The organism is Kluyvera sp. EC_51 (genome assembly GCF_019584505.1).
GTDB classification, from domain to species: Bacteria; Pseudomonadota; Gammaproteobacteria; order Enterobacterales; family Enterobacteriaceae; genus Kluyvera; species Kluyvera sichuanensis.
In genome coordinates, this window is sequence record NZ_VDAG01000029.1 from 93,247 (window position 1) to 106,873 (window position 13,627).

The following is a 13,627-nucleotide window of genomic DNA, read 5'->3' on the forward strand; positions in this document are numbered from 1 at the left end:
CGGGCTTTGGTCAAGAATCAGGTTTATCTTACAGAACGTCTTTCGCGTTCAGTTCAGTGAAAGCCTGTTCCAGACGAGCGATCATGGACGCCTGAGCTGCACGCAGCCATACGCGTGGATCGTAGTATTTCTTGTTCGGCTGGTCTTCGCCTTTCGGGTTGCCCAGCTGGCCCTGCAGGTAAGCTTCGTTGGTTTTGTAGTACTGCAGGATACCGTCCCAGGTTGCCCATTGGGTGTCGGTATCGATGTTCATTTTCACTACGCCGTAGCTTACGGAGTCTTTGATTTCCTGAGCAGAAGAACCGGAACCACCGTGGAAGACGAAGTTCAGGCTGTTGTGCGGCAGGTTGTGTTTCTTAGAAACGTATTCCTGAGAATCACGCAGGATAGTTGGGGTCAGAACCACGTTACCTGGTTTGTACACACCGTGTACGTTACCGAAGGAAGCTGCGATGGTGAAACGTGGGCTGATTTTGCTCAGTTCGGTGTAAGCGTAATCAACGTCTTCTGGCTGAGTGTACAGTGCAGAAGCGTCCATGTGGCTGTTGTCCACGCCGTCTTCTTCACCACCGGTGCAACCCAGTTCGATTTCCAGAGTCATGCCCATTTTGGACATGCGCGCCAGGTATTTAGAGCAGATTTCGATGTTTTCGTGCAGGGACTCTTCGGACAGGTCGATCATGTGGGAAGAGAACAGTGGTTTACCGGTAGCCGCGAAGTGCTTTTCACCCGCGTCCAGCAGACCGTCGATCCACGGCAGCAGTTTCTTAGCGCAGTGGTCAGTGTGCAGGATTACTGGAACACCGTAGTGTTCAGCCATCTGGTGTACGTGGTGTGCACCGGAGATAGCACCCAGGATTGCAGCGCCCTGAGGAACGTCAGTTTTCACGCCTTTACCTGCGATGAACGCAGCGCCACCGTTGGAGAACTGAACGATAACCGGTGCTTTAACTTTTGCAGCGGTTTCCAGAACGGCGTTGATGGAGTCAGTACCAACGCAGTTAACTGCTGGCAGAGCGAAGTTGTTTTCTTTTGCTACCTGGAAAACTTTCTGTACGTCATCACCGGTGATAACACCTGGTTTTACGAAATCAAAAATTTTAGACATGTTACGTAGTCCTGTATCTTCGGCCGTTAGAAAAGGTGCGAGCTCTATAAAGCGCGCTGAAAATGGGGCAGGTTTCCCTGCCCTTGAATGGCTTACTTCTTAGCGCGCTCTTCGAGCATTGCTACTGCTGGCAGGACTTTGCCTTCCACGAATTCGAGGAATGCGCCGCCGCCAGTGGAGATGTAGGAGATTTTGTCAGCGATACCGAACAGGTCGATAGCTGCCAGGGTGTCGCCGCCGCCTGCGATGGAGAACGCGTCGCTGTCTGCGATAGCGTTAGCAACGATTTCAGTACCTTTGCGGAAGTTCGGGAATTCGAACACGCCAACCGGGCCGTTCCACAGGATGGTTTTGGCGTTTTTCAGGATTTCTGCCAGTTTTTCTGCAGACGCGTCGCCCAGGTCCAGAATCTGCTCTTCATCTTTGATGTCGTTAACAGATTTCAGGGTTGCTGCCGCAGTTTCGGAGAACTCGGTCGCTACGCGAACGTCAGTTGGGACTGGGATATCGCAGGTCGTCAGCAGACGTTTAGCTTCGTCAACCAGGTCAGCTTCGTACAGGGATTTACCCACGTTGTGGCCTTGAGCAGCAACGAAGGTGTTCGCGATACCACCGCCAACGATCAGCTGGTCAGCGATTTTAGACAGGGAGTCCAGAACGGTCAGTTTGGTAGAAACTTTAGAACCACCAACGATAGCCACCATTGGGCGAGCAGGTTCTTTCAGTGCTTTACCCAGCGCGTCCAGTTCAGCTGCCAGCAGCGGGCCTGCGCACGCAACGTCAGCAAATTTGCCGATACCGTGGGTGGAAGCCTGTGCACGGTGTGCAGTACCGAATGCGTCCATTACGAATACGTCGCACAGTGCAGCGTATTTTTTGGACAGTGCTTCGTCGTCTTTCTTCTCGCCTTTGTTGAAGCGAACGTTTTCCAGAACAACCAGCTCACCGGCAGCAACTTCTACGCCGTCCAGGTAATCTTTAACCAGACGAACCGGAGCAGACAGTTTGTCTTTCAGGTAATTAACTACCGGCAGCAGAGAGAATTCTTCGTTGTACTCGCCTTCGGTCGGACGACCCAGGTGAGAAGTCACCATCACTTTCGCACCCTGTTTCAGCGCCAGCTCGATAGTTGGCAGTGAAGCACGGATACGTGCGTCGCTGGTTACTTTCCCTTCTTTAACTGGTACGTTCAGGTCCGCACGGATGAAAACGCGTTTACCAGCCAGATCCAGATCGGTCATCTTAATTACAGACATGGTGAATCCTCTCGTTGATACTTAAAGTTTTGTCGACGCTCAAGCGTCGAGCCTGAAACCAATAGCGGCCATTGCTAACGTGGTGTCGAGCATTCGGTTAGCAAAACCCCATTCGTTATCACACCAGACCAGCGTTTTGATCAGATGCGCCCCACTCACCCGCGTCTGCGTGCCATCGACAATGGCGCTGTGCGGATCGTGGTTAAAATCAGTTGAGACCAACGGTAATTCCGTATAGTCAACTATACCATGAAATGCACCCTGTGCTGCTTTTTGCAGCAACTGGTTGACTTCATTTGCTTTTACTGGCTTTTTCACCGTCACGCTCAGGTCAATTGCCGTCACGTTAATAGTCGGTACTCGCACCGCAATCGCCTCGAAGCGGTCACCAAACTGCGGGAAAATACGGGTAATTCCCGCGGCGAGCTTAGTATCTACCGGAATAATCGACTGGCTTGCTGCGCGCGTACGGCGTAAATCGGGATGGTAGGCGTCAATCACCTGCTGGTCATGCATCGCGGAGTGGATGGTCGTGACCGTGCCCGATTCAATGCCATAAGCATCATCTAACAGTTTGATGACGGGAATAATGCAGTTCGTGGTGCAGGAGGCGTTGGAGACAATACGGTGCTCCGCACGCAATTCGTGCTGATTGACCCCAAACACCACGGTGGTGTCGAGATCGTTGCTGCCAGGATGTGAAAAGAGCACCTTCTTCGCGCCAGCGGCAATATGGGCTTCGCCGTCATGGCGACTGCCGTATACGCCGGTACAGTCTAGCACGACATCAACCGATAGCTCTTTCCAGGGCAGCGCTTCAATAGTGCGCTCATGCAGAAGACGGATGGCGTCATCGCCGACGAAAAGCTGTTCACGCTCCTGGCGAACATCCCAGGCAAAGCGCCCGTGGCTGGTGTCATATTTCAACAAGTGCGCGATGCCCGCAGCATCTGCCAGCTCGTTGATTGCCACCACGGTGATTTCCGCACGGCGTCCGGATTCATACAAAGCACGAACCACGTTACGTCCAATGCGACCGAAGCCATTAATCGCTACGCGTACGGTCATAGGTCTCCTGCAAGGTTATCCCGATGCAAAGTGGCAAACAGAGTAATGCAGCCAAACGCTTTGGGAAACCTCACCCGCCACAAACAGTGACTGATTGGTTAAATGTCGAACAATTTATCGACTGAAACGCTTCAGCTAGAATAAGCGAAACAAGGAATAAAAGGAATGATTGTCCAGACAGAGACGCCTAATATCTGACATGCATCACATTTTGATTGGAATAATGTGCAAAGAAATTCCAGAGAAAAACAAAAAGGGCCGCCGAAGCGACCCTTTCATTTCAGAGAAAACGCAGATTACAGCAGGGATTTCGCTTTCGCGAGCACGTTCTCAACGGTGAAGCCGAACTCTTTGAACAGCAGATCCGCTGGCGCAGACTCACCGAAGGTGGTCATGCCGACGATTGCGCCGTTCAGGCCCACGTATTTGAACCAGTAGTCCGCGATGCCCGCTTCGATAGCGACGCGTGCAGAGACCGCTTTCGGCAGCACGGATTCACGGTAAGCCGCGTCCTGCTTGTCGAATGCGTCGGTGGACGGCATGGAAACCACGCGCGCCTTCACGCCTTCTGCGGTCAGTTTTTCGTAAGCGGCAACGGCCAGCTCAACTTCGGAACCGGTCGCGATCAGGATGATTTGCGGCTGGCCGTCGCTGTCTTTCAGCACGTAACCACCACGGGCCACGTTCGCCAGCTGCGCTTCAGTACGTTCCTGCTGTGCCAGGTTCTGACGGGAGAGGATCAGCGCGGTTGGGCCGTCGTGACGCTCTACGCCATATTTCCACGCAATCGCGGATTCAACCTGGTCACATGGGCGCCAGGTGCTCATGTTCGGGGTCACACGCAGGGAAGCAATCTGTTCTACCGGCTGGTGAGTTGGGCCATCTTCGCCCAGACCAATGGAGTCGTGGGTGTAGACCATCACCTGGCGTTTCTTCATCAGCGCCGCCATACGCACCGCGTTACGGGCATATTCAACGAACATCAGGAAGGTAGAGGTGTACGGCAGGAAACCACCGTGCAGGGAGATACCGTTGGCAATGGCGGTCATACCGAATTCACGCACGCCGTAATGGATGTAGTTACCCGCGATATCTTCGTTGATAGCCTTAGAGCCGGACCAGATGGTCAGGTTAGAAGGCGCCAGGTCAGCGGAGCCGCCGAGGAATTCTGGCAGCAGAGGACCGAAGGCTTCAATCGCGTTCTGGGAAGCTTTACGGCTGGCGATTTTCGCCGGATTAGCCTGCAGCTTAGCGATGAATTCGTTCGCTTTCGCGTCGAAGTCAGACGGCATGTCACCTTTCATACGACGGGTGAATTCTGCTGCTTCCTGTGGGAAGGCTTTAGCATAAGCTGCGAACTTGTCGTTCCATGCGGCTTCTTTCGCCTGGCCTGCTGCTTTCGCATCCCACTGCGCGTAGATGTCAGCCGGGATTTCAAACGGACCGTATTTCCAGCCCAGTTTTTCGCGGGTCAGCGCCACTTCGGCTTCGCCCAGCGGTGCACCGTGGGAGTCGTGGGTGCCAGCTTTGTTTGGCGAACCGAAACCGATAACGGTTTTGCACATCAGCAGGGATGGCTTGTCGGTCACTTTACGCGCTTCTTCTACTGCACGCTTAATCGCTTCTGGATCGTGACCATCGATGCCACGGATCACGTGCCAGTGATAAGCTTCGAAACGTTTAGCAGTGTCATCGGTGAACCAGCCTTCAACGTGGCCGTCGATGGAGATGCCGTTGTCATCATAGAACGCGATCAGTTTGCCCAGTTTCAGGGTACCGGCCAGGGAGCACACTTCGTGAGAAATGCCTTCCATCATGCAGCCGTCGCCCATGAACGCATAGGTGAAGTGGTCAACGATGTCGTGACCAGGGCGGTTGAACTGCGCCGCCAGCGTTTTTTCTGCAATCGCCATACCTACGGCGTTCGCGATGCCCTGGCCCAGCGGGCCGGTAGTGGTTTCAACACCAGCGGTGTAACCCACTTCCGGGTGACCTGGGGTTTTGGAGTGCAACTGACGGAAGTTTTTCAGCTCTTCGATCGGCAGATCGTAACCGGTGAGGTGCAGCAGGCTGTAAATCAGCATGGAGCCGTGGCCGTTAGACAGCACAAAGCGGTCACGGTCAGCCCAGGACGGATTCTGCGGGTTATGGTTCAGAAAATCACGCCACAGGACTTCGGCAATGTCAGCCATACCCATTGGGGCACCCGGGTGACCGGAATTGGCTTTCTGTACTGCGTCCATGCTCAGCGCACGAATAGCATTAGCAAGCTCTTTACGTGAGGACATTTTGACTCCAGTTCGGACTGTTGAAGGCAACCCTAACGTCACGAGAGGCGCACGTTACGGGCTTTGCCAGAAAAAAGTGTCAACAATGTAACCTATGCGACAAAGCATGTACATGGAGCATCCTTTTGCTACTTCAGAAATCTCTGGAACAGAGGTTAACAAGATGTAATCCCCTCGCCCGTAAGCCGCGATATTCTTTATACTTAGCCTAACTCTGGCGGCGCAGTTCCAGGGCATTTTCAGATAAACGACTTTGGAAGCAATCTCATGAAAAAACGGGCGATGGTTCTGGCGTTTGGCGCAACTTTACTGCTGAGCGGCTGCCAGAATATGGATTCAAATGGTTTATTAAGCTCGAGTACCGGTGCCTTGCAGGCATTTTCGTTGAGCGATCAGCAGGTTCAGGCGCTGAGCGACCAGGCCTGTAAAGATATGGACAGTAAGGCTACCATTGCGCCAGCAAACAGCGCTTATGTACAGCGACTCAATAAGATAGCGGCGGCGCTCGGCGATAACATTAACGGCCAGCCGGTGAACTACAAAGTCTACGTGGCGAAAGACGTCAACGCCTTCGCCATGGCCAACGGCTGCATCCGCGTATATAGCGGCCTGATGGATCTGATGAACGATAATGAAGTCGAAGCGGTTGTCGGCCACGAAATGGGCCACGTTGCGCTCGGCCACGTGAAGAAAGGGATGCAGGTGGCGATTGGCACTAACGCCCTGCGCGCAGCGGCGGCTTCCGCTGGCGGCATCGTCGGCAGCCTGTCGCAGTCCCAGCTTGGCGATCTTGGCGAGAAGCTAGTGAACTCGCAGTTCTCCCAGCGTCAGGAGTCGGAGGCGGACGACTACTCTTATGACCTGCTGCGCAAACGCGGGATCAACCCGACCGGGCTTGCCACCAGCTTTGAGAAACTCTCTAAGCTTGAAGATGGCCGTCAAAGCTCCATGTTTGACGATCACCCGGCCTCGCAGGAGCGCGCCCAGCACATTCGCGACCGCCTGCAGGCGGACGGCATTAAATAATTATTTAGGGGGGGCAATATTGCCCCCTTGCTTTGATAAGCAAAAAATATTAATAATGGCTAAACGGCATTAATTGATAATTTAAGCGCACAAACCGTTAAATATACGTAGATGTCGCCCCGGTCAAATATATAAGCCAACACCGCAGCGCTCGAACATTTATTCTAAATATTAAATAAAAAATATACTATTTACCTTTCAGGAAGTTCTTTTACCTTATTTTTAAATAGTCCATAGCTATTCACGAGATCCAGGCACTACGCACCCTGTAGCACGATCCCTCGCGACACATCCATTCATACAATGATTGCTTTCGACACTTTTTCAGGCGACTATCCGAACGGTAACAACACAATTCGACCGTCAGATAAACAGAGAAGTTCCCTCCGTGAAAAATAAATTAACGTTAATTGCTTTAAGTATTATTGCCTCTGCGCCAGCTTTCGCAAGCCAACAATCCGACAGCCAGGGTTTTATTGATGACAGCCATCTGGATCTCTTTTTACGTAACGCCTATATCAAACGCGACTATCGCGATGGGCTGCATGATAAGAGTGAATGGGGCCAGGGCTTTATCGCGACCTTTGAATCCGGCTTCACCCAGGGCCCTATCGGTTTCGGCGTAGACGGTATCGCTCAGTACGGCGTGCGCCTGGACGGCGGCCGCGGTAACAGCGGCGCTGGCGGCATCGACTTTTTCGCTCAGGATAACGACGGCCGTGCGAAATCTGATTTAGCCAAATTCGGCGCGACCGCTAAAATGCGCTTCTCCAATACCGTGCTGAGCTACGGCAACCAGCGCCCAACGCTACCAATTCTCTACGCCGACGATTCTCGCCTGCTGTATGAAACCTTCACCGGGACCATGCTGACCTCTAAAGAGATCGCCGGTCTGGAAGTGAACGCCGGTTACTTCACCGACGAGCAGCGTAAAAGCGACGATAGCCACAACAGCGGCCTGCAGAGCATTACCTTCGGCGGCGCGAGCTATCAGTTTAACGACCAGTTGAGCGGCGCACTGTACGCCTCCCACGTCGAAGACGTGCTGAACAAGCAGTACCTCGGCCTGAACTATGCTCAGCCGCTGGCGGCAGATCAGAAGCTGGTCTTCGACTTCAACGGCTATAACTCTCGCCTGGAGCAGGAATACGCCGACTCGCTGGATACCGGCCGCAGCAACAGCATCTGGAGCCTCGCCACCAGCTACATCTGGGATATTCACACCTTCAAAATTGCCTACCAGCAGAGCAGCGGCAGCACCGGCTATCACTACGGCAGCTACCAGGATCAAGGCGGCGTCGGTGACGGCGGCAATACCATCTGGCTGGCGAACTCTTACTGGTCTGATTTCAACGGTGAAGATGAGCGTTCATGGCAGGCGTCCTACGCGCTGGACTTTGGCGGGCTGGGTTTACCGGGTCTGAGCTGGACCACGGCGTACGTTCGCGGCGATAACATCAAGACGGCGGAAACCAATAACGGTAAAGAGCACGAGTGGTTTAACCAGGTGCAGTACCAGGTCCAGAACGGCCCGGCGAAAGATCTGAAGTTTAAAGTTCGCTACTCGGTGCTGCGCGTTTCCAGCAACGCCAGCGACTATAACGTCAGCGGTAATGAAGTGCGCGTTTACGTCGAGTATCCGTTTAACGCGTTTTAATCGTTGAGTGGTTCCCGGCGTCGCTGCGCTCGGCCGGGCTACACGTTAATCGTAGCCCGGCCGAGGCGTTTACGCCGACGCCGGGGAACCTCCGCGAAGGTCTTACTCGCCCTTCTTCGCCGCCTGGATGTACAGCATTTCCAGCGCCAGCGTCGCCGCCGCCAGAGCGGTGATCTCAGACTGATCGTACGCCGGTGCGACTTCTACCACGTCCATACCAACGATGTTCAGATCCTTCAGGCCGCGCACCAGTTTAATGGCGCGATCGGAGGTCAAGCCGCCGATTACCGGCGTACCAGTACCCGGTGCAAACGCCGGATCCAGACAGTCGATGTCAAAGGTCAGGTAGACCGGCATATCGCCAACGATCTGCTTAACCTGCGCGATGATATCGTCCACGGTGCGATCGTTCACCTGGCCTGCGTCCAGTACGGTGAAGCCGTTGTCTTTGTCGAACTCGGTACGGATACCAATCTGCACGGAGTGGTTCGGGTCGATCAGACCTTCGTTAGGCGCGGTGAAGAACATGGTGCCATGGTCGAACTCGCAGCCGTTAGCGTAGGTATCGGTGTGGGCATCGAAGTGCACCAGCGCCATTTTGCCAAAGTGCTTCGCGTGCGCGCGCAGCAGCGGCAGCGTGACGAAGTGGTCGCCGCCAAAGGAGAGCATGCGTTTACCGGCCGCCAGCAGTTTTTCCGCGTGCGCCTGCAGTTTTTCACTCATCTCACGGGCGTCGCCGAAAGCGTAAACCAGGTCACCGCAATCCACGACGTTCAGGCGTTCACGCATGTCGAAGTTCCACGGGAAGCGGTTGTGCTCCCAGGCCAGGTTAGTGGAAACCTGGCGAATAGCCGTCGGGCCGTGACGGCCACCGGCACGACCTGAGGTCGCCATATCAAACGGTACGCCAGTAATGACCCAATCCGCGTCGCTGTCGTACGGCATGAAGTTCATCGGCAGACGAAGAAAACCAAACGCGTTGGAAACCAGGGAGTTATCGTATTGATGACCTAAGGTGCTCATGTGCTGACCTCTTTTAAAATCACTGTAAAAAAAATCCCCTCCGCGTCGTTAGGCCCGACGAGGAAGGGATTGATTTGGTAACTGCATATTTGCGGCGGATTATCGCCGTTAATTTGTACGGATTCAAGCGCAGCGGAGACCGTGCGCCTGGCGCCCTCACCCCGGTCCTCTCCCTGAGGGAGCGGTCCCCTCGCCTCTTTGGGGAGAGGGTTAGGGTGAGGGGCCCCGTAAACTTACTCGTCTTCCAGATAAGTATAGCCGTACAGACCGGCTTCAAACTCTTCCAGGAACTGCTGCTGCAGCTCGGCGTCGAGATCGGTGTTTTTCACCTGGTCACGGAACTGCGTCAGCAGGGTGTTCGGATCCAGCTGCACGTATTGCAGCATGTCCGCCACCGTATCGCCTTCATCAGACAGCTCAACTTCCACGCTGCCGTCAGGGAAGACGAACACGTCAACCGCTTCGGTATCACCGAACAGGTTGTGCATGTTGCCGAGGATCTCCTGATACGCCCCTACCATAAAGAAGCCCAGCATCGGCGGGTTCTCCGGGTCGTATTCCGGCATTGGCATGGTGGTCGCGATCCCGTCGCCGTCGACGTAGTGGTCGATAGCACCGTCGGAGTCACAGGTAATATCCAGCAGCACCGCGCGGCGTTCAGGCACCTGATTCAGCCCTTCCAGCGGCATCACCGGGAACAGCTGATCGATACCCCACGCATCCGGCATCGACTGGAACAACGAGAAGTTGACGTAAATCTTATCCGCCATACGCTCCTGCAGTTCGTCGATAATCGGACGGTGTGCGCGGTTGCTCGGGTCAAGCTGCTTCTGCACTTCATGACACATGTTCAGGTAGAGCTGCTCGGCCCACGCGCGCTCGTGCAGGCTAAAGGAGCCTGAAGAGTAGCCGACGTGAATATCATGCAGGTCCATCTGGCTGTCGTGCAGCCATTCGCGCAGCGAGCGGCGGTTGCCCGGCTCGTGCATCTCCTGCCAGGTTTCCCACATGCTTTGCAGCGCGCGTGGCGCATCATCAGCAGGCGGTGTTGCTTCGGTATGTTCGCTACGTTCAACGCCGATAATGTTAGACACCAGCACCGTGTGGTGCGCGGTCACCGCACGACCGGACTCGGTAATCACCGTCGGGTGCGGCAGGCCGTGCTCTTCACACGCATCGCCAATCGCCCAGATGATGTTGTTGGCGTATTCGTTCAGGCCGTAGTTCACGGAGCAGTCGGACTGCGAGCGGGTACCTTCGTAGTCCACACCCAGGCCACCGCCCACGTCGAAGCACTGAATGTTCACGCCAAGCTTGTGCAGCTCAACGTAGAAACGGGCGGATTCACGCACGCCGGTCGCGATATCGCGAATGTTCGCCATCTGCGAACCGAGGTGGAAGTGCAGCAGTTGGATGCTATCCAGACGACCGCGTTCACGCAGGATTTCCACCAGTTGCAGAACCTGGTTTGCCGCCAGGCCGAACTTGGATTTTTCACCGCCGGAGGACTGCCACTTACCGGAACCCTGAGAAGCCAGACGCGCACGCACGCCAAGGCGTGGCACCACGTTCAGGCGCTCGGCTTCTTCCAGCACGATGGCAATTTCAGACATCTTTTCGATGACCAGATAGACCTTGTGGCCCATCTTCTCGCCGACCAGCGCCAGACGAATGTATTCGCGGTCTTTATAGCCGTTACAGACGATCACGCTACGGGTCATGCCCGCGTGCGCCAGCACGGCCATCAATTCAGCTTTAGAACCGGCTTCCAGCCCCAGCGGTTCCCCGGAGTGGATCAACGATTCAATCACGCGGCGATGCTGGTTAACCTTAATTGGGTAAACCAGGAAGTAGTCGCCGTTATAGCCGTAAGATTCACGCGCACGTTTGAACGCCGCGTTAATCGAACGCAGACGATGCTGCAGGATCTGCGGGAAGCAGAACAGCGCAGGCAGACGTTGCCCCTGCGCTTCACGGGCTTTTACCAACTCGGCGAGGTCAACGCGCGCTTCCGGTACATCCGGGTCTGGGCAGACGCTGATGTGGCCAAGCTCGTTGACGTCGTAGTAGTTATTGCCCCACCAGGCAATGTTGTATGTGCGTAGCATTTTGCTGGCTTCCTGGGAGCTCATCGCAACCTCCTGCATGGAACGTAGTACACCGCGTTCGCCTGCTGACGAATGCGAATCGAATGAAATGTCGTCAGACATAGCGAACCTCAATTATTTATAACAAGTGTAAAACAGTTAACTACTATCGCAGCGTGACGTTGCGATAACAACCCATATACAGCCTGAATAGGCAGCAGAACCTGCTGACGCTCCGACTGTGCGACCGGTTTCTTATTCATATCATTATAAAACAAGCACCTGAACACATTATGACGGTTCAGAGAAACCACGAGAAAACTCTTGTTGTGACAAGAGCGCCCTTGTTCAGTGTTCCGTTACCTACCGGCTCGGGAGTCCTGAGTAGCGCCGAAATGGGTATAACATCGGCTGGTATGCAAAGCAGAATGGGGGGTTGCGGGGAACATCGTCGCGCCAGGACGGCACGGTAGAATCAGCAGAATACAACGGTTCATTATCTCGTATCACCTCCACGGCCGCCCCGAAAGACGAACCTCAAGCCAAAGCAAAAGTCTTAGCCCGGCTGGAAGTGGCAACACGAAAAATGACGTGTGCTTTTTTGTATGAGCCGCGCGCGGCGTTTTATACCGATAACCCACCTAAAATGCAAAATATAAATGTGCAGCTTGCCGCCGGTGTCAGGAAAAATTTCCAATCTCAGTTGCAGCAGAATGCGAGCTATCTCAAAAAAAACTGGCAATGAGGTGAAGATGTGACCTAAAATAGCCGTCCAGATGTTAATCCATCTATACCGATTAACACTCAGACTGCCAGTGACGGCAACCATTAAGTCCGTGGTATAATCTTCCATCGTGATTATTCAATACAACAGTTTGAGCTAACCAAATTCTCATTGGGTGATATTAAATATGGCAAAACACCTTTTTACGTCCGAGTCTGTATCTGAAGGGCATCCTGACAAAATCGCTGACCAAATTTCCGACGCCGTGCTGGACGCCATCCTTGAACAGGATCCGAAAGCGCGCGTAGCGTGTGAAACCTACGTCAAAACCGGTATGGTGCTGGTCGGTGGTGAGATCACCACCAGCGCATGGGTTGATATCGAAGAGATCACCCGTAATACCGTTCGCGAAATTGGCTATGTGCATTCTGATATGGGCTTTGATGCCAATTCTTGTGCCGTACTGAGCGCTATCGGTAAGCAGTCTCCGGACATTAACCAGGGCGTTGACCGCGCCGATCCGCTGGAACAGGGCGCGGGCGACCAGGGCCTGATGTTTGGTTATGCCACCAACGAAACCGACGTGCTGATGCCAGCGCCAATCACCTACGCACACCGTCTGGTGCAGCGTCAGGCTGAAGTGCGTAAAAACGGCACCCTGCCTTGGCTGCGTCCTGACGCGAAAAGCCAGGTCACCTTCCAGTACGACGACGGTAAAGTGGTGGGTATCGATGCCGTCGTTCTGTCTACTCAGCACGCCGACAGCATCGACCAGAAATCACTGCAAGAAGCCGTGATGGAAGAGATCATCAAGCCGGTTCTGCCTACCGAGTGGCTGAACGCGTCGACCAAATTCTTTATCAACCCAACCGGTCGTTTCGTTATCGGCGGCCCAATGGGTGACTGTGGCCTGACCGGTCGTAAAATCATCGTGGATACCTACGGCGGCATGGCCCGTCACGGTGGCGGCGCGTTCTCCGGTAAAGATCCTTCTAAAGTTGACCGTTCTGCAGCCTACGCAGCACGCTATGTGGCGAAAAACATCGTTGCCGCAGGCCTGGCTGACCGCTGTGAAATCCAGGTTTCCTACGCTATCGGCGTGGCTGAACCGACTTCCATCATGGTGGAAACCTTCGGTACCGAGAAAGTGCCTGCTGAGCAGCTGATTGGTCTGGTTCGCGAGTTCTTCGACCTGCGTCCATACGGCCTGATCCAGATGCTGGACCTGCTGCACCCGATCTACAAAGAGACGGCAGCTTACGGTCACTTCGGTCGCGAAACCTTCCCATGGGAAAAAACCGACAAAGCAGCTCAGCTGCGCGAAGCGGCTGGCCTGAAATAAGGTTTAGCCGTTTTGTTGAAAGCCAGCCTTGTGCTGGCTTTTTTTATA

The 13,627-nt window shown here is 54.3% G+C and carries 11 protein-coding genes; 4 read left to right on the forward strand and 7 right to left on the reverse strand.

Annotated elements, in window-relative coordinates; all coding sequences use genetic code 11:
• Positions 1-28: 28 nt before the first annotated feature.
• From fbaA to tkt, 4 genes are all read right to left on the reverse strand, one after another.
• Entirely contained in the window at positions 29-1,108 is a 1,080-nt protein-coding gene (gene fbaA / locus FHC49_RS08475) for a class II fructose-bisphosphate aldolase (RefSeq protein WP_185669879.1), read from the reverse strand.
• A gap of 92 nt (positions 1,109-1,200) precedes the next feature.
• Entirely contained in the window at positions 1,201-2,364 is a 1,164-nt protein-coding gene (gene pgk / locus FHC49_RS08480) for a phosphoglycerate kinase (protein WP_220439519.1), read from the reverse strand.
• A 39-nt stretch (positions 2,365-2,403) separates the two neighbouring features.
• Positions 2,404-3,432, reverse strand: coding sequence for an erythrose-4-phosphate dehydrogenase (gene epd / locus FHC49_RS08485; RefSeq protein WP_220439520.1), 1,029 nt, complete (start codon positions 3,430-3,432; stop codon positions 2,404-2,406).
• A gap of 296 nt (positions 3,433-3,728) precedes the next feature.
• Positions 3,729-5,720 (reverse strand): transketolase, encoded by a 1,992-nt coding sequence (gene tkt, locus FHC49_RS08490; RefSeq protein WP_220439521.1) that lies wholly within the window; start codon positions 5,718-5,720, stop codon positions 3,729-3,731.
• Positions 5,721-5,987: 267 nt separating this feature from the next.
• On the opposite strand from tkt, the gene FHC49_RS08495 reads away from it, so the two are divergent.
• Both FHC49_RS08495 and FHC49_RS08500 read left to right on the forward strand, forming a co-directional pair.
• Positions 5,988-6,746 (forward strand): M48 family metallopeptidase, encoded by a 759-nt coding sequence (locus FHC49_RS08495; protein ID WP_220439522.1) that lies wholly within the window; start codon positions 5,988-5,990, stop codon positions 6,744-6,746.
• A gap of 388 nt (positions 6,747-7,134) precedes the next feature.
• Positions 7,135-8,403 (forward strand): OprD family outer membrane porin, encoded by a 1,269-nt coding sequence (locus FHC49_RS08500; RefSeq protein WP_220439523.1) that lies wholly within the window; start codon positions 7,135-7,137, stop codon positions 8,401-8,403.
• Positions 8,404-8,505: 102 nt separating this feature from the next.
• On the opposite strand, the gene speB is transcribed toward FHC49_RS08500, so the two are convergent.
• The 3 genes from speB to yqgB all read right to left on the reverse strand — a co-directional run bounded on the left by speB (position 8,506) and on the right by yqgB (position 11,776).
• Entirely contained in the window at positions 8,506-9,426 is a 921-nt protein-coding gene (speB, locus tag FHC49_RS08505; RefSeq protein WP_220439524.1) for an agmatinase, read from the reverse strand.
• Positions 9,427-9,659: 233 nt separating this feature from the next.
• A complete protein-coding gene (gene speA / locus FHC49_RS08510) occupies positions 9,660-11,636 on the reverse strand; it encodes a biosynthetic arginine decarboxylase (RefSeq protein ID WP_185668312.1) in 1,977 nt (658 codons plus the stop codon).
• 8 nt (positions 11,637-11,644) lie between these two features.
• Positions 11,645-11,776, reverse strand: a complete 132-nt coding sequence (gene yqgB / locus FHC49_RS08515; protein ID WP_185668313.1) for an acid stress response protein YqgB — start codon at positions 11,774-11,776, stop codon at positions 11,645-11,647.
• Positions 11,777-11,949: 173 nt separating this feature from the next.
• Here yqgB and FHC49_RS24365 point away from each other — a divergent pair, with 173 nt between their 5' ends.
• Positions 11,950-12,258 (forward strand): hypothetical protein, encoded by a 309-nt coding sequence (locus FHC49_RS24365; RefSeq protein ID WP_255581259.1) that lies wholly within the window; start codon positions 11,950-11,952, stop codon positions 12,256-12,258.
• A 166-nt stretch (positions 12,259-12,424) separates the two neighbouring features.
• Complete coding sequence (gene metK / locus FHC49_RS08530; protein ID WP_220439526.1) at positions 12,425-13,579, forward strand: methionine adenosyltransferase; 1,155 nt, start codon at positions 12,425-12,427, stop codon at positions 13,577-13,579.
• Positions 13,580-13,627: the final 48 nt, after the last annotated feature.

What these genes read in the sequence shown, in the direction of transcription:
- fbaA (WP_185669879.1), bottom strand. Translation starts at nt 1,108, where the DNA reads ATGTCTAAAATTTTTGATTTCGTAAAACCAGGTGTTATCACCGGTGAT.
- pgk (WP_220439519.1), bottom strand. Translation starts at nt 2,364, where the DNA reads ATGTCTGTAATTAAGATGACCGATCTGGATCTGGCTGGTAAACGCGTT.
- epd (WP_220439520.1), bottom strand. Translation starts at nt 3,432, where the DNA reads ATGACCGTACGCGTAGCGATTAATGGCTTCGGTCGCATTGGACGTAAC.
- tkt (WP_220439521.1), bottom strand. Translation starts at nt 5,720, where the DNA reads ATGTCCTCACGTAAAGAGCTTGCTAATGCTATTCGTGCGCTGAGCATG.
- FHC49_RS08495 (WP_220439522.1), top strand. Translation starts at nt 5,988, where the DNA reads ATGAAAAAACGGGCGATGGTTCTGGCGTTTGGCGCAACTTTACTGCTG.
- speB (WP_220439524.1), bottom strand. Translation starts at nt 9,426, where the DNA reads ATGAGCACCTTAGGTCATCAATACGATAACTCCCTGGTTTCCAACGCG.
- speA (WP_185668312.1), bottom strand. Translation starts at nt 11,636, where the DNA reads ATGTCTGACGACATTTCATTCGATTCGCATTCGTCAGCAGGCGAACGC.
- yqgB (WP_185668313.1), bottom strand. Translation starts at nt 11,776, where the DNA reads ATGAATAAGAAACCGGTCGCACAGTCGGAGCGTCAGCAGGTTCTGCTG.
- metK (WP_220439526.1), top strand. Translation starts at nt 12,425, where the DNA reads ATGGCAAAACACCTTTTTACGTCCGAGTCTGTATCTGAAGGGCATCCT.